We start from the raw sequence: 18,518 nt of genomic DNA, 5'->3' as shown, positions 1-18,518 counted from the left end.
CATTGTATATCTCTTTAGTCATCCAGAAAGTCAGCGGGCAAAGTCGGCGAAATAGCACTTCAGCTCATTAAAAAATGGCCCGAGGTCTCTTTTGTCAAATACATCAGAATAGGTATTTTCTCCCACAAACAGCAATTGGGCAATGACTTCGTTCAAGGCTAGAGTTCCTGGAGGTATATTAACAATGCTATCGTGCCTCTTAATACGAATAAGCACGTGATCCAGCATCCCCAAGAACCATCGCAACTTGCGACCGATAGCGTAATGGGCCACCGTTTCCAGAGGCTTCTTCCCAAGATAGTAGTCCAAACAAAGAGCCGGGAAGTCGACACCGCAGGATACCGCCAGTTGAAGTGATCCCCAGAACCGGCCATTTATCTCCATAAGTTTCGGAATGCCATCCCGACTATCCCTTTTGAATTCGACCATGGCAACGCCCCTCCAGCCAACGGCTCCCAATAGCTTTTGAGCATATAACACCATGTTCTCATCCAACTTTACGCTCTCGCTGAGAACGCTCACGCCACCGGATGGAGGTTTTTCCAAAAGACGTCGGTGCGAAAAAAGGGCTAAGTGTCGGTCTGAATCAAAGAGTGTGAAAAGCCCGGTTCCCTCCCCCGGAATCATTTCCTGAATTAAGGATGGATGATGCAGAATCTCCTTTGTCTTATACAACTGCCTCAATTCAGGAAAATTAGAAGCATACATGACGCCTGAGGAAATGATCTTGTTATCGCTGTACAGTTTTGAGTATGCTGGCTTCACTACCACCGGGAACTGTTCGATATGAGGTTCCTGCTCAAAGAAACTTTCCGCAGAATCCACATGAATGGTTTCAGGTATCGGAACTTGTAATGACGAGGCTAGTTCAAAGAGATTCTTCTTGTTGGAGATCAACTTCATTTGATCCGATGAAGTGCAGGCTAATGTCATCTTCTCAGGGAACGCGCGTCTATGATCGTTCAGACAGTAAATAGACTGCTCAGTCATGGGAATGAGCACGTCTATGTATTCTGTTTTAACCAATTGGAGGATGGCTTTAACGTACTCAGCTGGTGCTGATATGGGATCAGGGACACAGAACGCTTTGCGACAGAACCTCGAACAAGAAGAAATAGTGTTGTGTCGGGCGGCGGACACGAAAACAGCACAACCAGCCCTGCCAAGGGAGCGGGTGACGGCAAGAGATGATCTGTTTTCTCCATCAGTAACTAGGACATTCATCTGTTTAGGTCCGTTCTACATCTACGCCACTGCCTTCCGGTAATGATGGTAAATGCGCACCCCACACTCGCCGGAGATTCGCGATCAGAGATTTGTTGCAAATCTCGAGATTGAAATGACGCTCAACAGTTGCCCTTGCCGCCTTCTTTAAGGCTGTTGCAAGCTCATTATCAGTGATTGCTCTGAAAATCTTCTCGACAGCTGAGTCAATGTCCCCTGGTACAAAAAGAAAACCGTTCTCGCCATCCTTCACCGCTTCAGAGTTGCCGCAGTTATCCGGGACGATCGTGACAAGTCCTGCGCACATGTACTCAAGGATTGACAGAGAAAAAGCCTCTCCCAGGGAAGCCTGAATCCCTATTTCGCACGAGGGCAATATCTTTGTTATATCGGTGCGAAAACCGGCGAAGAGGAAACGATCGGCAACCTCCATCTCCAGCGCAAGCAGTTTGAATTTCTCGAGATCCGGTCCATCCCCGATATGGAGGAAAAAAAATTCCTCCGTCCCAGGTTCTTCTTTAAGCCGTTTTGCACACTTGATCAGAAAATCGATGCCTTTGTAGTAGGTAGCCCTACCGGTGGAAACTATTATTTTAGCCCTTTTGTCAATTCCGAAACACTCATAAGCATAAGATGTTTTAGAATCATCAAATAACCTTATACCGTTATGAATGTAGGTACATTTACTGGCGGGAACGCAGGCAGTTTCCATCATTCTATTCATGACGAATCGGGAAACACCTATATACCAATCACAAGAAAATAAACCTAAAACGTGAATGGCTTTTTTAGCCAACTTCTTTACCAAGCCAACCTTTGTTCGTTCGCCAGGAAGATGGTCATGATTAACAATTACATGTACTCCATATATCCGCAGCAAAAGATATACCCAATCGAGATATTTCTTATCTGTCAAATATACAAAATCAATGGAATTGTCCTTTATAATTCGCACCAAAGACCGTATCGAACTGAAACTGCGGTCGGAAAAATCATGTTGCATCAATTTAATTGGAGCATTTTTTATTACATCAGGAACAATGTCGATCTCAGGATAGAGGAGTATCGTAGAAGCTACATCAGAAAAGGAATCAGCAATCTGGGCCCAGAAATTCTCCATCAGCCACCAAGCAAAGCCGACATCTGATTTGTAATTGGCGACAAGCAGTATGTTTGATTTAGGAATCGGATTCATCAAGCCTACTACTCCACTGTTCGCTGTTTTGACATTGACTTCTCAAGAAAAATAACGCCGATATGATTAATATCGAACTTCTTGACAGCAAATTCGCGTGCCTCTTTGCAGATGCTACGGATCTTCTCTTCTGGAAGCGCAAGTATAATTTTTATGGCAGAGGCTATTGCATCAGCATTACCCACGGGCACCGAGAATTCTTTCATGACATCTGCAGTGGATTCCGGGACGCCTCCTGCTCTAGTACCCACAACGATTACTTCCATGAACATCGCCTCTTGTACAACTGCAGCTTGTGTCTCTGCCCAAGTATCCGTCATCACACTGGGGAGAAGCAACACATCCGATTCACTCAACAGGTTCACAACACCGGCCTTGTCCTTTTCTCCTGAGAAAGTAACGTAATCTTCCAGGGAGTTTGCTTTCACGTACTCCTTGAGCATCCTCTCCTCAAGTCCCCGCCCCACGATGGTATACCTGATGTTTTTTTGTCCCTCGTTGATAAGAAGGGCCACTCCCTCTAGGGCAAAGATGATCCCTTTTTCGTGGCTCAGGCGGCCGATAGAAATCAACCGCAGAATTCCTTCCGGTCGATACTTCTTATCTCTTTGTGCCGGATAATCCGAAATGTCAAAGCCGACCGGAAGCGGGACAACCCGCTCAGGAGGGCATCCCCGATCTACGGCTTGCCCCATACTGAAGTGGGTGTTAGTAAAGACAACGTCCATGGCTCCGAAAAGTTCTACGTCACGGGTTACGCGTCGCACCCCACCAACCTCTCCACCATGAAAGTACATTGCATGACGGGCATCAGGATAAACGTTACGCAGGAAATCAACATATTCAGCCGTTACTATGTTATGAATGTAGCATAACTGGGGATGGCGCCCAGGGAGAAGCATGGCTCGAGCTGTCCTGAGCATATTGGACTTCACAGAATCCTTTGGTTTCCAAACAGATATAGCCCGCTTTAAACTTCTTTTCGGTGCAGTCAAAACAACCTTAACAAGGAGTTTCGAAAACTTTGGAAGGGTCTTCAACGTAGTAGGAAATAACAAAATTTTCTCATCTAATTTATATTCCCGAACTCGTGGGTGTATTGTGCTCATATAAGAGCCAGTCACAAATATCTTAATATCGTGCCCCTGCCGCAATAAAAATGCAAACTCAGTGTCAAATTGAGGTTTATATGGATTCGGATAATGTTCAGCAAAAATATAAATTAACATTACTTTGAACCTTTGATATCAAAATTTGTCGAGTAAAATAATTACTTGAAACAATGTCAACTGTTTACTTCAAGCAGCTCATAGATAATTTAATTTGTCTACAAAATATCTATAACTATGATAATGTAATCCTTTGTTTGCACTAAATTTCCACGGCATACATAAGTAAAATTATCACTCTATAAATCTAAACCACTTGGGAATACAAGATGCGCATGTTAGGACATTTCTTAACTACCCCACAATGCTCTAATTAGTTTTTAACTGACCTAGCCATAGCCTGAAACCTCTGAGAGAAAGAAGACAGTTGCGCGTATGTTCCCTGCTCAACGATCCGGCCTTTGTCAATGACGTAGATCACATCACACTCTTTCAAAGTCGTGAATCGATGGGCTATGGTCACTATGGTCTTCTTTCCCAGAAGATTGTGCAGCCCCTGCATAACAGCGTTTTCAGTGGCGCCATCAAGTGCACTAGTGGCTTCGTCCATGATCAGGACCTCGGGGTCCTGATAGAGGGCACGGGCTATCCCGATACGCTGCCGCTGACCTCCACTCAGACGAACCCCCCTCTCACCAACCACGGTTTCGTATCCTAGCGGGAGTTCGTTGACGACGAAGTCGTGCAAGTTGGCGATCATAGCCGCTCGCTGTACCGCATCTACGGCAATCTTATCGGGTGGCACGCCAAAAGCGATGTTTGCTGCAACAGTGTCGTCACAGAGGTAGATGTGCTGCGGAACGTAACCTAAGTTCCTGTGCCATTTTTCAACGTTGTCAGGAGTTACGGCCACCCCATCGACCAAGAGGGAACCAGATGCAGGGAGGAGCAGACCGAGGATAACATCCACCAGCGTTGTCTTGCCCGAACCAGTCCCCCCGACGAGACCAATGGAAGCATTCTTTTCTATGGTTAGGTCGAGTCCTTTTATCACGGGCATCCCAGCACCGGGATAGCTGAAAACTATAGAGGACAAGGTTATCGCCTTTTCAAACTTCATGGCGGAAATGGCCCCCTTTGGGCCGATCGGAACTACAGGCGTGGCTGTTAGGTCCCGATGCAGACTGTCCACGATCGGCAGGTTGAAGCGCAGGATAGTAAGCGCTGAAAAAATCCCCTGCAGAGCCGGCATAAGCCGCACACCGGCGAAGGCATAGAGCGCTATCACTGGCAAGGTGCTTTCGAAGTCCCTGACAAAGAGGAAATATAAGACAATGATGAGAATGCCGCCGAAAGCCGTTACCTCCATGATGTAGCTGGGAAGCTGCGACATCAAACCGTAGCCCACCATCTTCGTCTCAGCCTTAAGGGCTTGCAGGGAGAAGCGGTCCAGAAAAAACCCGTCGCAGTGAAGCATCTTGACATCCTTGATGCCGCCAAAAGCCTCACTGGCGATTTTAGAACGCTCCTCATTCGCCCTGAACCGCTCTGCCCCTATCCGGGCAAGCTTTCGCTGGATGATCACGTAGATGACCGAGTAGGCGCCCCCCAGTACGGAGACGATGGTGAGGGCCAGCACCGGATCGACCGCAAGCAAAAGGCAGATGATGAAGGTTGCTGCCACCGCCCTTGAGAAGATCTGGGTACAGGGCCTCAGGACCTCATGGCAGAACTTGGAGACCTCCTGCAGTATGTTCTTGCTCAGCACTGCTGTATTCTGCCCAAGGAAATACACATACGGCTGATTGAGGTAACTTTCGAGCAGTCGGCGGGAAAGACTGTACAGACGTAGGTGAACGAAGTTCAGTTCGAAGTACAGCACGAAAGCCTTCATTGCGTTGCTGGCCAAGAGGGTGAAGAAGACCACGAAGCCGAGACTGATGAGAAATCGGGTAGTCGAGGTGAAACCGAAGCCATGATAGGCCCAGGAAAGGTAGACGTTGGTCTCAATCACCTTAGGGTTGGCCACCACGGCCATGAACGGCATGATCGAGGCTATTCCGGCGACGTCGATCAGTCCCATTACGATCATGAAGAGGACCAGAAAGATAAATCTCCTGCGCTCCTCCTTGGTCAAGAGGGCGTGTATCTTTGCTGCTATGTTAAACATGAACGGCTCCTTAGCGTTCTATCGGCCAGTACTGAGGTAAGAGATCGAGAACCTTAGCGGCAAACCTCTCAAGTTTCTGCTTCCCCCCCGGGAAATCCTTGTCAGAAACCGTCGAACTCACCCTGACAAAGGCCCCGTCGTTCCGGTTGTTGATCACCCTGCCAACAAAGCGCTCGACGTTCTGCTTAAGGCCAGAGGACATCACCTTACTGCCAGCGGTCTGGTACCAGTGCAGCATCATGATGTTGTACTCGTTGCGCGCGAGAATGTAATTGACCTTCACACGCCCGGCTCCTCCCTTCGCCGGCAGGAAGGCGTCCTTCGCCTCCACGATCGCGATGCCCGCGCCGGGCAGGCAGGCGTAGGGGTTGTGCCCGGTCCGCCCCCCTTTGGCTGTCCCGTAGTAGCCGATATAGAGGTCGATGACGCTGCCATCGGCGTCCCAGTAGTGACGGTAGAGGTGCTTGTCCGCGTTCAGCTCCTTGTAGACCGACTCGGGGAAGGTGTCCTCGATGGCATGGTAGCCGTCGATCTCCATGGGGAGCTTCTCCAGGTTGGTGGCAACCACGATCGGAACGGAACGGTAGGCCAGCAGGCTGCTGACGGCTCCGGTCAGAACCAGCAGGACCAGTGCGGTTATGAAGCTGGCGTTGCGCATCATGCCACCTTTTTCCTGTTCAAAAGCGAATAAAGCCCCCCGAGAACGGCAAGGCCGAAGACGAAGACCATGATCCCGGAGAACTCGTGCAGAAAGCCGCGGGCAACCCGGTCACCGAAGAAGTTGGCCAGGATGCCGGTACCAGTGATCCTGATGATGTTGGCGGTCATGGCGATGGGTACCGCGGCCAGCACAAGGACGACGCGCCGCCCCCACGACGCCTGCGACATGTAGGCGAAGATGGCCCCCAGCATGGTGAGGGACATGATGGAGCGCACCCCGCTGCAAGCCTCGGCAACCTCAAGCTGGGTGCCGACGAAGTAGAGCATGTTCCCCTCCCGGTACACCGGGATGGAGCAGTACTCGATGATCTTCGCGGACAGCTTAGTGGCCATGAGCTGCAAAGGCATGGAAACAAGGCCAATCACGGAGATCGGCACCGGGATCATGAAGAGCAGGAACAGCACGGGAAAGGCCAGAAGCCTGATCCACGCGCTCCCAGTGCAGTACCAGAGAAGGCCGAAAAGCGAGATCACCATGGCGACCCGCGCCGGGAAGGCGACGCCGCCCGCAAAGCTCAGCAGGAATAAGGCCAGGCCGGCCACGAGGACCACGGCACCCCACCTCGAGGAGTCGATTTCTGCGGGTGAAAGCTCGGCCTTTTTCTGCCAGATGAGGTAGATGGCGATGAGCGGCACCAGGAAACCGTGGTTGTTGTCGGAATGGTCGGACCAGTCCTTGACCATCTCGGGCACGATGGGATAGAAGACGAGGAACCACAGGCCGAGCAAAAGAGCCAGCTTGATCTTGTCGTTGCGCACTAGTGCCATCACCACCTTCTCCCGGTAAGTCTCACCTGCCGCCCCCGTCTGCACCCGATGACCGGAACAGCTCCGCGAGGCGCTCAAGGTCCTGCTCCGTCACGTAGGGGTGCACGGGGAACGAGACGAGGCTTTGCGCCACCTGCTCGGCCTTGGGGGCCGGACCTCCCGCAAGCGCCCCCTTAAGTTCGGAAATCCCGATCACCGCCTCGGGGTAGACCGACGCCACCCCCAGCCCCTTCTCCTCGCTTTTCTCGATCAAGCGTTGCCTCCTTGCCCCATCGACGAGCACCGGGAACCTGATCAGGTTGGGCAGCGCCCCCTTGAGCGCTGCCGGCGCCGGCACCCCCGCCCCCTCCAGGTATGCGGCATGTTTAAGGCGCGCCCCGCGCAGCCAAACGAGCTTCTCCTGCCATCCCTGGGCGAGCCCCGCCTGGAAAGGGCCCAGCCGCTTAATCGCGAAGCCGGGGTCGAACACGGTCTCCCCCAGCCTCAGAAAGGGAAGCGCCCTGGGCAGCCAGAAGAGACAGGGGCGAACCAGCAGGGAGAGCGCGAGCGCGTAGCAGAAGGTCGCCAGAAAATCGGTCCACCCTTCGCGCGGCAACTCCCGGACCACCCGCGCCACCGCGTCACCCAGGCGCCCGTTTCCTGTCAGGATGATCCCACCGGAAACGGTGGAGAGGGCCTTGCCGCGCCCAAGGCTAAAAAGGGCGACGTCGCCAAGGGTGCCGATTTTCTTCCCGCCGACCTCCCCCCCCATCGCTTGGGCAGCATCCTCGATGATGACAACTCCGCACTGCGCGGCCTTTTTCTTAAGGCGTTCGACATCAGCAGGCAGCCCAAAAAGGTGAATGGAAACCGCACAGAGAAGCCGCTGGCTCTCAAAAGCTTCTTCAACCCGAGTCCAGTCGAAATCAAAAGTAAGCGGGTCAATGTCACATACCCGGATCTTCAACCCTGCTTTCTGAACTGCAGCTGGCACGGAGTAACACGTGTATGCAGGGATCAGTACTTCATCACGCTCCGGCATCAACTCTCGCAAAGCTAACAGAATGACAGTCAAAGCAGCTTTTCCAGAAGACAGAAGGAAAACGTGTCTCACTTGATAATATTCTTTCAGTTCAGATTCAAAACTCTCTATAGTTTTTTTGCCAAATAGTACTCGGACTATTGCAATTAATATTTCACGTATTTTTATTGGTACTGCAGCAGGAGGCAAAATTCGTTTAATACGCATTGGCTGAAATCCCTATCATCTGGGCATCGATTAAGTACCATCGCACAAACGTTGTAGGTAGCGAGCAAAAGCTGTGGCAAACACATTTACATCATACTTTTTCTCAACAACTGCAACTCCAGTATTACTGTGCATCAACTCATTTTTATTATTTAGAAAATTTATTATATTACATCTTAAGCCGGATTCATTTTCTGATTCCACATATGTCACCAAATCAACATCATCAATATACTCTATAAGAGGTATAGATCGAGTTGCTATTACTTTTTTTCCCAGAGCCACTGCTTCCAACAATCCCCTTATTCCAGAAGAATAGTCAGTACCCCATTTTTTCAATGGAATAACCACAAAAAGTGAATTCTTGTACAATTGGCAGAGATCTTCATAAGAAATATCTTTTAGTACTTCTATCCAATCTTTTTCTACATCAATATTGTGGAGAAGGTAAGGCAAGGTGACCAGCTTCAACTTGACACCAAGGCCATCCATAGCCTTTATAAGTGTGCGATAATCCCTTCCCAAGTCTCTCCCAACAGCTAGGACAAAGGGGGTACCGACAGACTCCTTCTCGGTGATTTTTTTGTAAAATGCTACATCTATCGTAAAGGGGATAAGTTCAAATTTATTTGAAGGTATCCTCAAGTCAGACGCACATTTTTGAATTTGATGATTAGAGTAAACAACAACACCAGACGAGAATAAGATATTAAACTTATAAATAATTCTCCGTAAAATATTTTTAGGAATTCTCATTATTGAGTCAAGGTAAACTAATTTTTTATTGATAAGTAAGCACCAAAGAGTTACCATGCTGCAAAAAGGTCCATTAACTACAACAACATCACAGTTAACAATATTTCTAATCGATTTAATATCTGTTAAATTTAAAGATAAATAATTATTAAATAGTTTTATTGTGTCTCTAAAGAAGCCTTGAGGACGGATACATTTGAAATTAACATCGTACCCTAGTTTTTTTAACTCAGGGATACCGTACATTCGATCTGATGGTAACTCTCCTGCAGATATTTTATTGAACATCTCATCTGCTTTTGGGTTTAAAACTAAATACAGAACGCGCATATTGCCCCCTCTTGCCATTCTCTAGCGGAAGTTCTTTACGGTATGTTCCTGACGATGGCAGGTCCCACAAGTCGGGTGAGCGCCACCGGGAGCTTTTGCCACCCCTTCACCGCCATGCGGTACTTCGGGTTGGACGGGTTCAGCTCGGGAAGGCTTGTCCCCTGCCGCAAAAGGTACTGCCAGTAAAGGGGTACCGGCTCGGCGCCCCACTGCTTCTTGAAGTTGTAGGTCCCCTCACCCGGGGTGGAGCGCCCGAAGTCGAAGCGACGCGCCCCTTCACGGATGGCGAGCCTGATCGCCTCCCAGTAGAGCATGTTGTTCGGGCAGCGCTCCCTGAAGTCGCGGTTCGAGGAGGCCCAAGGGACCTCGACGCGGTCCCGGAAACGGGTCATGATGCCGGAGGCGACGGCCTCGCCCTCAAAAAGGACGGAGACGACCCGCGCCCCGGCTCCCGACGCGTCGAGGACATTTTCGAAGAACTCCCTGCCATAAACCGGGGTCCCCAAATCACGCATGTTGCGGCAGAAGACACGGTAGAAGCCGTCCAGGAGTTCCTTCCCCCCGGCGGCCACCTCGAGGCCGCTTTTCTGCGCTTTCCGTACCTGGTTGCGCAGCTTCGGATTGAAGCGCCCCCACTGCCCCTCGGGGTCGGCAGCGAGCTCAAGAATCATGGTAACCTTATGGCTGCGGGTGGCAAGCCCGGGGAGGGGCTCGCCCAGGTGGCGAAGCTCCAGATGGGACGCGCCACAGGCGGCCATGACCCTCTCCCCCTCCTTCAAAAGGGCCTCAGTCGCGGCGGCGCCGCTTGAGAGCACCCCGCCGTAGTTAAAGAAGGGAACCGAGACCAGGAAGTTGCCAAAGAGCCTGCTTTTCATGTGGATGAGCGGGAGCACCCCCACGCTGCGGCGCCCGGAGCGGGCCAAGAGGTAAAAGCCCCGGTGCCCGAAGCTCTCCTCCACCACCCTCCTCCAGAAGTAGCGGTGGTAGCTGGTCGCGCCAGGGTGGGAGGCGACGTAGCTGTCCCACTCCTGCCCGTCCCCCTCGTACCGCTCGATAAAGAGCCCGCTCACGAGTACACCCCGTCGGGGGCGGCGGGAAGCCCCTTCCCCTCCCCGTTAAGCGCCGCGAAGACCTCACTCATGGTGCCGAAGCGGATGCCTGAGAGCAGCTCCCTCAGCTTTCCCTCGGTCTTCTCCAGGTTCAGGTAGTGCCGAAAGCGTGACCTGAGCCCGGCCTGGATGTGGGGCTGCCCCGGGTCGGTCTCCCAGGGGTGAAAGTAGAGCACCGCGGGCTCCCCTTCCCTGCCGTTGATCTCCCTGATGCAGCGCCCGAGGAAGGAGGCGGGGAAGAGCCTCAGGTACCCCCCGCCCGCCACCGGCAGCAGGAACTGCCGCCCCGCCAGGCTGAGCGGGTAGGTGCTGAGCGGGAACTCCCTGATCACCCCGCCGGAGCGCGTGATGAGGTGCGGAAAGCGCGGCGCGCCGGGGAGGCCGTAGATGTCGTGGTAGACCGGGAAGACGCTCGAGTCGAACTCGAACCCCTCCTCGACGAGGACGTCCAGGGCCCAGAGCGACTGCCTCGTGATCGAATAGCTGGGGGCCCGGTAGCCGAACACCCGGTGGCCGGTAACGTCCTCCAAAAGGGCCTTCGCCTCCCGCACGTCCTCGCGGAACTTCTCCTTCCCCAGGCGGTAGACCAGTTGGTGCCCGTAGCCGTGGCAGGCGATCTCGTGCCCCCGGTCCCGGATCTCGCGCACCAGCGCCGGTCGGCGCCTGGCCACCCAGCCGAGGACGAAGAAGGTACCCCTGACGCCGAAGGTGTCGAAGAGGTCGAGCACCCGATCCGTGTTCGCCTCCACCCTCAGGGGATAGTCGTCCCACCTGTCACGGTCCACGTAGCGCTCGAAGGCGGAAACCTGGAAGTAGTCCTCCACGTCCACCGTGAGGGCGTTCAGCATACTCACCTGGTGAGCCTCATCTCCACGATGGCGCGGTTCACGTTGGTCCCGCCCGCCGCGCTCGCCAGGTCGTTTCGGTAGCTTATGTAGCTGTAGTTGGCCGCGAGCACCACGTGGGGGCTCAGGGTGTAGTCGAGCCCGACGTTGCCGTAAAGGTGATAGGGAAAGTCGCCCCCCAGGGAGCGGGTCAGGTGGTCCCCGGAGAGGTTCAGGGTTAACCCCAGGTCCGGGCGCAGGTCGTAGCGCCCGTTAAGCCCGAAAAAGGCCTTCTTCTGCACGTCGCGCCCGGGCAGCGCCTGCTTGTCGTACTTCGAGTACGAGGCAGTGAAGCTCGCAAGGCCGCGGGTGAAGTTACGGCTCAAGGTGGCGTAGTGGTTCACGTTCCTTGTGGAGATGGTTTCCGGATCCTCGGCGTACTGCACCTTGGTGCCCAGGGCGGCGACCAGAAAGCCGAAGTCGCGGCTTGCGCCGATGTCCCAGAAGGGATCTGCGGTACTTCTGCCGTTGTCGAAGCGCTGCCAATCGTAACCCAGGTTGCCGTAGACGAAGCTCCCAGCGGCCCGGTCGTAGCGCAGCCCCAGGTACGCCTCGTGCCGGTCGAGGCTGTTCACGGCGGACTTGATCCTCGCGTAACTGTACTGGGCGCTCAGTACGAGTCCCTGGCTCAGTTCGCGGCTCCAGGTGGTGTAGCCGTCGTGCTCGGTCTTGTCCACCCCGCTCCCCCCCCAGTAGCGGACGTCACGGTAGCGGTAGCCGGTGAGGAGCGTCGAGCTGCCGGGGAGGTGCCAGGTGAGGTAGGGGGAGACGAGGGCGTTGTTCTGCAGGGTCTGGCTCGCCACGAGGCTTTCGGCGGTCACGTCGCGGGCCACGTTGGCGGAGACGCGGCTGTAGGTGTCACTGAGGTCCAGGTGCAGGAAATCGTCCAGAAACGAGAAGCTCCCCGTCATGGAGGCGCGGTGGTCGAACTGGTCGGCGCGGCTGTTCCTGGCGAAGTAGCGGTAGTCGAGCCCATAGGCGAGGTCGGTCTTGAACCCTCCCCCGCTTGCGTTCAGTGCAAGGTTCGGCTGGAGCCGCGTCACGTATTCGGTAACCGGCCGGGTCGCGCTCTGGAACAGGTTATCGTTGTACTCCTCCCCGACCACGAGGGAGGGGGTGAGGCGGAACTCGGCGCTGCGGGCCGGGACCGGGACGAGAAAGGGGAGCACCGCAGCGGCAAGGAAGCCCTTCACGAAGGTACCTTTCATTTCTTCCCCCCCATGCCGATGCCGTCCATCAGGCGCCGCGCGAAATTGGCCGCGGCGGGATGGTTCGGCCCGGAAAGCACCAGGCTCTCTATGGCGCAGGAAACCGTCTCGACCTTCTCCCCGAGCTCGGCAACCTGCCGGTCGTTCCTTCCGATCCGGCCGGAAAACTCCGCCTGCATCGCCTGCACGGTCTCCTCGACCCCCTTGAGGGCGCCGGGAAGCCGCACGGAGAGCTCATCGTCGAGGGCGTCGAGGCGCCGCTCGATGCGCTCGAGCGCGTCCCCCCCCTCTCGACCAGGCGCCCTCCCACCCTCCCCAGGAGAGGCGTGCGGGGGACCGTCCCCCCAGTAGGTCCTCTCGAAATCGAGGTCCTGCGCCACCTCGCGGGTCATCTCGGCGGTGATGACTCGAGTCTCGTCGGCAAAGGCCGCGAGCATCAGGAAGTCGCAGATGATGTTCACCAGGCGGGGGATGCCGCGGCTGAAGCGATAGATGAGCTCGAGCGCCTCACCGGCGAAGCTGGCCGCCTCGCGGTTGCCTGCCACCTCCATGCGGTGGGCGATGTAGGCCGCGGTCTCCTCCCTGGAGAGGGCGTGCAGATGGCAGCTCACGCTGATCCTCTGGCGCAGCTGCATGAGGGCGGAGCTTGCCATGGTGTCGCGCAGTTCGGGCTGCCCCACCAGGATGATCTGCAGGAGCTTGTTGTGCGAGCTCTCCAGGTTGGAGAGGAGGCGCACCTCTTCCAGGAGGCCCGCCTCGAGGTTCTGGGCCTCGTCGATGATCAGGATCGGGTAGTTCCCCGCGGCGTACTGTTCCAGCAGGAAGTCGTTCAGGTCGCGGATCAGGGCGATCTTGTCCTTTCCGGCCACCTCCAGGCCGAAGTCGTCGTTGATCATGCACAAGAGCTGCTCGACGGAGACCCGCGTGTTGAACACCTTGGCGAGCACGGCCCGCTCGTATTTCTTCCCGATCAGGTCGCGGATCAGCGTGGTCTTGCCGCTTCCCACGTCTCCGGTCAAAAGGAGGAAGCCGGCCCGCTCCCGGATGCCATAGTCGAGGTAGGTGATCGCCTTTTTGTGCGAGCGGGAAAGGTAGATGAAATCCGGGTCCGGCACCAGCTCGAACGGCTTTCTCTTGAATCTGAAGAACTCTTCGTACATGTCTCTGCGTCCCCCGACTAGGGCTGAGGCTGCGCCTGGTAATACTTCGAGTAGCCGTAGCTCTCGTCCTCAAGTGCCGATTGCGCCGCGTTGTAGACCACGCCGAGCACCCCCCCCTTCAGGTGGTCGAAGGCCTCCTTGATCTGGGCTTGGGTGGCGAAGCGCTCCATCACCACGAAGACGACCCCGTCCACGATCGAGGAGAGCGCGCGGCTCTCAGCGAAGGGGAGCACCGGCGGGGTGTCGAAGATCAGGTAGCGGTCCGGGTAGCGCTTCTTGAGCTCGTCCACCAGGGCCCGCATCTTCTGCGAGGAGAAGAGCTCCACCGGGTTCTCCACCGGGGTACCGCTGCGGATCACCGCGAGCTTGCCGATGCCCGTCTGGACGATAGTCTCCGCGATGGCCGCCTCCCCCTTGAGGATGTCGGCAAGCCCTTTGCCTTGCTTGATCTCGAGGTAGCGGTGCAAGGAGGGGCGGCGCAGGTCCGCGTCCACAAGGAGCACCGTGTGGTCGAGCCCCTGGGCGAGGCTCACCGCGAGGTTCAGCGCGGTAAGGGACTTCCCCTCCCCGGGGACCGCGCTCGTCACCATGAGGGCGTTTTTGAAGGGGGTGCCGTCGGTGAGCTTCACCAGCACGCTTTTGAGCTTCCGGTACTCCTCCGCGGCCTGGCTGTGCGGCTCGTGGATGGTGACGAGAAAGGGGTTCTGCGGAGTGAGCGCCTGTGCCGGCGGTACCACCGGCGGAGCCGTCCCCGCGCTCTCGGCCGGAGGGGGCTCCTGCCCAGGCTGCCCTCCCCCCTCCTCTCTCAGACGCGCCGCCTTCTCCATTGCCATCTCGATTCTGCTCATAGTACCCCCGCTTTATTCAAGCCTTAGTAGGTCACGTCAGTGCACAAGCCCCTTGCTCCCCTGGCTGAACACCGCGGCGCTCACCCGGTCCAGGGCCTTGTCCATGTAGGGAAGCCCCATGAGCTCCATGGCCGGGAAGACCAGCAGGAGCAGGAAGTAGACCGCGGCGAGGGCGAAGATCCCCTTGCTCTTGCGGCGGGCCCTGGCCACCTCCTCGGGGACCTGCATGCGGGGTACCACCGCAAGGAGCGGGACGCCCAGGGACTTGGCAAACTCCACGTCCTTTGCCGAGGTGTCGATCTGGTCAAGGAGGACCAGCAGGAAAAGGCTCCCCACCGCGCCGCCCACGATGCCGAGCAGCATGATGGCCAGGCGGTTCGGGCTCGAGGGGTGGGTAGGGAGCACGGCCGGGTCAACGACGCGGAAAGTAGTCGACTTGTCCTGCACCTCCATCTGCTTGGAGACTTCGGACTGTCCGTGCCGGGAATAGAGCTCGTCGTAGATCTTCTTCTGGTTTTCCCGCTCAACCTCGAGCTTGGCGAGCCCCGCCTTGGCCTCCGGGATCCTCTGCAGCAGCTCCCGGTTGCTGGCGATGTGGCGCCTGAGCCCGTCCTCGGTCACCCTGAGGGCGGAGATCTCGGAGTCAATCCTCGCGATCTCCTGCGGGTCCAGAGGCTGGGCTTCGCTGGCGCGGCGCGTCCTCATCTGCTCCTTCACCGACTCGATGTCACCCTTTACCGTGATCACGTCCGGGTAACTGTCCGTGTACTGCACCCGCAGGTCGTCCAGTTTCTTCTGCAGGGCGACGAGCCTTGCCTGCATGGGATCGTTGGCCGTCCTGGTCACCTGCCGCATCCCCTCGAGCTGGCGCCGCCTGAGCTCCAGATCGTAGAGCTTTTGCTGGGCCACGTTGATCTCCTCGAAGAGCTTCCCCTCGTCGATGGCGATCACCCCCCCGCTGGCCCGCTTGTAGGCGTTTACCTCACCCTCGGCCTTCTGCAGTTTCTGGTTGAAGGCCTGGATCTGCTCGGAGAGGAACTTGGTGGCGTCGTAGGACTCCCCCCGCTTGAACGAGGTGTTCTCCTCGATGTAGAACCTCACCAGCGTGTTCACCAGGTCGCGCGCGATGCGCGGGTCGTTGTGCACGAAGGCGATGGTGAAGAGGTTATTCTTCTCCTTCACCTTGACGGTCAGGTTCTTCTGCAGGTCCTTTATGAGTTCCTCGTTTCCCTTTTTGCCAAGGTTCATGTCCAGGCTGTCGACAACCCTGGTAAGCAGGGTGCGGCTCGTAATAGCGTAGGTCAGCACGTTGATGGTGTCGTCCATCGAGGGGGTCACGGTGAGCCCCTTCACCAGGTCGCTGATCACGTTCTTCTCGATGAAGACGGTGCTCGAGGACTCGTACTTCCTGGGCAAGAGGTAGCTCACCAGGAAGACCACGGTCATGATGACGAGGGCGCCCACCACGAAAAACTCCTTGCGCCTCGCGATGAGCTGCAGGTACTTTTTGTATTCCGATTCCTGCACGGTTTACCTCCTGTCCGCTAGAAGAAGGCTTCCTTTACCATCACGTAATCGCCGGCCTTCAGCTCGATGTTCTGGGACAGATCCCCGTCCTTGAAGAGCCTCTTCGCCTTCACTTCCAGGGCCTGTGCCTTGTCCCCCTCCTTTCTCCGCACGACCACGTCGTTTTGGTCCGCAAACCTCGTGAATCCTCCCGCCTCAAGGATCGCCTCCATCACCTTCATACCCTCCCGGTACTCGATCGCCTTGGGTGCGTTGACCGCCCCCATGACGTAGATGCTCCGGTCCTGCAGCAGCGGTATGAAGAGCGCGTCGTTGGACTCAAGGAGGAGGTCCTGGGCCGTGTCCCCCTGGATGAAGAGGCGGTGCAGGTCGGTCTTCACCTTCTTGCCGTCGCGCAACAGGTAGGCGTTTCTCAGGTCCGCCGTCTTCACCTCGGGCAGGGTGCACAGAAGCTGCAAAACGGTGGTGCGCCGCGACAGGTCGTAGACCGCGGCCTTAACGCCGGAACCGAAGACGTAGACCTTGGAGTTGGTGATCTCGCGCACCGTCACGGTGACGATGGGGTTTTTTACCAGCTCCTTCAGGCGCCCCCCCAAAAGGGTCTGCAGCTGGCTCGGAGTGGCCCCGCTCGCCACCACCTCCCCCAACCCGGGGACGGTGATCTTTCCGTCGGGGCGGACCTTGACCGGGAAATTGAGTTCCTTCACTCCCCAGACCGAGATGTCCAGGCTGTCCCCCTCCCCGATCACGTAATCCCCCGCACGGACGCCCAGGGGGGCGAGCAGTAGAAGTAGCGCCAGCAACAAAGCAGAAAGCCTCATGGTTTCCTCCCGATGCGGCACGACGGCCGCCTTGTCAACCTACCTGCCCCGCCCGAACAGGACCACCTTCACCGTCTCGAAGAGGATCTCCATGTCCAGGAGGAAGGAGAGGTGCTTGATGTAGTAAAGGTCGTAACGCAGCTTCTCTATGGCGTCCTGCACCGTGGCGCCGTAGGGGTAGCGCACTTGGGCCCAGCCGGTCAGCCCGGGCTTTATGGTGTGGCGCTTCGAGTAGTAGTAGATGCTCAGCTTCAGGTTCTCCACGAACTCGGGGCGCTCCGGGCGGGGGCCGATGAAGCTCATGTCCCCCTTGAGCACGTTGTAGAGCTGGGGGAGCTCGTCGATCCGGGAGTTCCTCAAGAACGTTCCCACCCGGGTGATGCGCGCGTCGTTTTTTGCCGCCCACACCGCTCCCTCCCGCTCGGCATCCGCGCGCATGGAGCGGAACTTGTAAAGGATGAAGGGCTCTTCCCCCCTCCCCACCCTTACCTGCTTGAACAGCAGCGGCCCCGGCGAGTCGAGCTTGATGGCCAGGGCGATGAACGGGAAGAGGGGCGCCGTCAGGCAGAGCCCGGCAAGCGACAGCACGATGTCCATCGCCGGCTTGTACACCTTGGCGAAGGCGGTCCTGTGAAAGCCGCTCGAGAAGATGATGAAGGAGGGGGTCATCTCCTCCAGGAGGAGCTTTCCCTGGACCATCTCGTAGAAGGCCGGGGCGTCCAGCACCTCGACCCCGTTCAGCTTGCAGCGCATCATCTCCTGCAGCGGCAGCACCCCCCGCCTCTCGCTGAGCGCCACCACGATGGCCGAGGCCTTGTGCTCGCGCGCGGTCTGCAGCAGGTCCCCGTGCATAGGAACGATCCGGGAGCTGAAGAGTTCCTGCTGGTGCACCGTCTGGAGCGGCCGTTCCCCCCCCTCGCACTCGAGGTAGCCGGCCAGGGTGAAGGGGGCCGCCTGCGAGGTGAGCAGCTCCCCGAGCTGGCAGGCGAGGTCGCCGGTGCCAAGGATGAGGACCCGCTTGGAGAAGGGGACCCTCCGGGCGCCGATACCCGAAAGGGCGTACCAGGAAAACTGCAGCAGCACGAAAAAACCGAGCGCGAAAAAGAGCACCCCCCGCCCGAGCATCAGCTCCGGGGCGAGGTAGTACACCACGGAGAGGAAGAAGAAGGCGGCGCACCCTCCCTGGACGCAGGTCACGAAGATGTCGCGCTTGCGGCTGTCCCTCGGGAGGGTGTAGACCTCCATCAGGTAGGAGGAGAAGAGCGCGACCACCACGAAGAGTACGGCAGCCTTCACCCCGGCAGCCATCTCCTCCTCGTGCAGCCTGAACTCCCCGAAGCGGACCCCGGCGGCAAGGATCAGCGAGGCCAGGGCCAGCACCGCATCGGTGCAGATGTAAAAAGCAACTCGCAGATCCATGGCTTCCCCAAGTCGCTCGGCGCCGGTTGCCCCCGGCGGCCG

General features: G+C 56.7%; 16 protein-coding genes. All 16 read right to left on the bottom strand.

Features of this window, described 5'->3' with window-relative positions; translation table 11 throughout:
- Nucleotides 1-30 precede the first annotated feature (30 nt).
- Complete coding sequence (locus K7R21_RS03515; protein ID WP_224981908.1) at nt 31-1,224, bottom strand: carboxylate--amine ligase; 1,194 nt, start codon at nt 1,222-1,224, stop codon at nt 31-33.
- Between the two features lie 4 nt (nt 1,225-1,228).
- Nucleotides 1,229-2,419 carry a glycosyltransferase family 4 protein gene (locus tag K7R21_RS03510; protein ID WP_224983403.1) on the bottom strand — a complete coding sequence of 397 codons (1,191 nt, stop codon included), beginning with the start codon at nt 2,417-2,419 and terminating at the stop codon, nt 1,229-1,231.
- Between the two features lie 8 nt (nt 2,420-2,427).
- Complete coding sequence (locus K7R21_RS03505; protein ID WP_224981907.1) at nt 2,428-3,648, bottom strand: glycosyltransferase family 4 protein; 1,221 nt, start codon at nt 3,646-3,648, stop codon at nt 2,428-2,430.
- Between the two features lie 253 nt (nt 3,649-3,901).
- Nucleotides 3,902-5,698 (bottom strand): ABC transporter ATP-binding protein, encoded by a 1,797-nt coding sequence (locus tag K7R21_RS03500; protein WP_224981906.1) that lies wholly within the window; start codon nt 5,696-5,698, stop codon nt 3,902-3,904.
- 10 nt (nt 5,699-5,708) lie between these two features.
- Complete coding sequence (locus tag K7R21_RS03495; protein WP_224981905.1) at nt 5,709-6,359, bottom strand: exosortase C-terminal domain/associated protein EpsI; 651 nt, start codon at nt 6,357-6,359, stop codon at nt 5,709-5,711.
- On the bottom strand, nt 6,356-7,186 hold the full coding sequence (gene xrtA / locus K7R21_RS03490) for an exosortase A (RefSeq protein ID WP_224983402.1): 831 nt from the start codon (nt 7,184-7,186) through the stop codon (nt 6,356-6,358). The genes K7R21_RS03495 and xrtA overlap by 4 nt, the downstream gene beginning before the upstream one ends.
- A 22-nt stretch (nt 7,187-7,208) precedes the next feature.
- On the bottom strand, nt 7,209-8,414 hold the full coding sequence (locus K7R21_RS03485; RefSeq protein ID WP_224981904.1) for a DegT/DnrJ/EryC1/StrS family aminotransferase: 1,206 nt from the start codon (nt 8,412-8,414) through the stop codon (nt 7,209-7,211).
- 30 nt (nt 8,415-8,444) lie between these two features.
- Entirely contained in the window at nt 8,445-9,500 is a 1,056-nt protein-coding gene (locus K7R21_RS03480; protein WP_224981903.1) for a glycosyltransferase family protein, read from the bottom strand.
- Between the two features lie 35 nt (nt 9,501-9,535).
- The gene (locus K7R21_RS03475) at nt 9,536-10,570 is read right to left on the bottom strand and encodes a FemAB family XrtA/PEP-CTERM system-associated protein (protein WP_224981902.1); all 1,035 of its coding nucleotides are present in this window, start codon (nt 10,568-10,570) and stop codon (nt 9,536-9,538) included.
- On the bottom strand, nt 10,567-11,457 hold the full coding sequence (locus K7R21_RS03470; RefSeq protein ID WP_224983401.1) for an XrtA system polysaccharide deacetylase: 891 nt from the start codon (nt 11,455-11,457) through the stop codon (nt 10,567-10,569). The genes K7R21_RS03475 and K7R21_RS03470 overlap by 4 nt, the downstream gene beginning before the upstream one ends.
- A 2-nt stretch (nt 11,458-11,459) precedes the next feature.
- Nucleotides 11,460-12,701, bottom strand: coding sequence for a TIGR03016 family PEP-CTERM system-associated outer membrane protein (locus K7R21_RS03465; RefSeq protein ID WP_224981901.1), 1,242 nt, complete (start codon nt 12,699-12,701; stop codon nt 11,460-11,462).
- The gene (locus tag K7R21_RS03460) at nt 12,698-13,861 is read right to left on the bottom strand and encodes an XrtA/PEP-CTERM system-associated ATPase (protein ID WP_224981900.1); all 1,164 of its coding nucleotides are present in this window, start codon (nt 13,859-13,861) and stop codon (nt 12,698-12,700) included. The genes K7R21_RS03465 and K7R21_RS03460 overlap by 4 nt, the downstream gene beginning before the upstream one ends.
- A gap of 17 nt (nt 13,862-13,878) precedes the next feature.
- Entirely contained in the window at nt 13,879-14,709 is an 831-nt protein-coding gene (locus K7R21_RS03455; RefSeq protein ID WP_224981899.1) for an XrtA-associated tyrosine autokinase, read from the bottom strand.
- A gap of 36 nt (nt 14,710-14,745) precedes the next feature.
- Nucleotides 14,746-16,236: an XrtA system polysaccharide chain length determinant gene (locus tag K7R21_RS03450; RefSeq protein WP_224981898.1), complete on the bottom strand. Its 1,491-nt coding sequence runs from the start codon at nt 16,234-16,236 to the stop codon at nt 14,746-14,748.
- A 17-nt stretch (nt 16,237-16,253) separates the two neighbouring features.
- Nucleotides 16,254-17,057: a polysaccharide biosynthesis/export family protein gene (locus K7R21_RS03445; protein ID WP_224981897.1), complete on the bottom strand. Its 804-nt coding sequence runs from the start codon at nt 17,055-17,057 to the stop codon at nt 16,254-16,256.
- Nucleotides 17,058-17,096: 39 nt separating this feature from the next.
- Nucleotides 17,097-18,476 carry a TIGR03013 family XrtA/PEP-CTERM system glycosyltransferase gene (locus tag K7R21_RS03440; RefSeq protein ID WP_224981896.1) on the bottom strand — a complete coding sequence of 460 codons (1,380 nt, stop codon included), beginning with the start codon at nt 18,474-18,476 and terminating at the stop codon, nt 17,097-17,099.
- Nucleotides 18,477-18,518 lie beyond the last annotated feature (42 nt).

The sequence above is a fragment of the Geomonas agri genome (assembly GCF_020179605.1).
Lineage (GTDB): Bacteria > Desulfobacterota > Desulfuromonadia > Geobacterales > Geobacteraceae > Geomonas > Geomonas agri.
The sequence above is the reverse complement of the archived record's forward strand: the minus strand, read 5'-3'. Positions and strand labels throughout refer to the sequence as shown.

Coding starts and splice junctions, on each gene's coding strand:
- K7R21_RS03515 (WP_224981908.1), bottom strand. CDS start 1,224: ATGAATGTCCTAGTTACTGATGGAGAAAACAGATCATCTCTTGCCGTC.
- K7R21_RS03510 (WP_224983403.1), bottom strand. CDS start 2,419: ATGAATCCGATTCCTAAATCAAACATACTGCTTGTCGCCAATTACAAA.
- K7R21_RS03505 (WP_224981907.1), bottom strand. CDS start 3,648: ATGTTAATTTATATTTTTGCTGAACATTATCCGAATCCATATAAACCT.
- K7R21_RS03500 (WP_224981906.1), bottom strand. CDS start 5,698: ATGTTTAACATAGCAGCAAAGATACACGCCCTCTTGACCAAGGAGGAG.
- K7R21_RS03495 (WP_224981905.1), bottom strand. CDS start 6,359: ATGATGCGCAACGCCAGCTTCATAACCGCACTGGTCCTGCTGGTTCTG.
- xrtA (WP_224983402.1), bottom strand. CDS start 7,186: ATGGCACTAGTGCGCAACGACAAGATCAAGCTGGCTCTTTTGCTCGGC.
- K7R21_RS03485 (WP_224981904.1), bottom strand. CDS start 8,414: ATGCGTATTAAACGAATTTTGCCTCCTGCTGCAGTACCAATAAAAATA.
- K7R21_RS03480 (WP_224981903.1), bottom strand. CDS start 9,500: ATGCGCGTTCTGTATTTAGTTTTAAACCCAAAAGCAGATGAGATGTTC.
- K7R21_RS03470 (WP_224983401.1), bottom strand. CDS start 11,457: ATGCTGAACGCCCTCACGGTGGACGTGGAGGACTACTTCCAGGTTTCC.
- K7R21_RS03465 (WP_224981901.1), bottom strand. CDS start 12,701: ATGAAAGGTACCTTCGTGAAGGGCTTCCTTGCCGCTGCGGTGCTCCCC.
- K7R21_RS03460 (WP_224981900.1), bottom strand. CDS start 13,861: ATGTACGAAGAGTTCTTCAGATTCAAGAGAAAGCCGTTCGAGCTGGTG.
- K7R21_RS03455 (WP_224981899.1), bottom strand. CDS start 14,709: ATGAGCAGAATCGAGATGGCAATGGAGAAGGCGGCGCGTCTGAGAGAG.
- K7R21_RS03445 (WP_224981897.1), bottom strand. CDS start 17,057: ATGAGGCTTTCTGCTTTGTTGCTGGCGCTACTTCTACTGCTCGCCCCC.
- K7R21_RS03440 (WP_224981896.1), bottom strand. CDS start 18,476: ATGGATCTGCGAGTTGCTTTTTACATCTGCACCGATGCGGTGCTGGCC.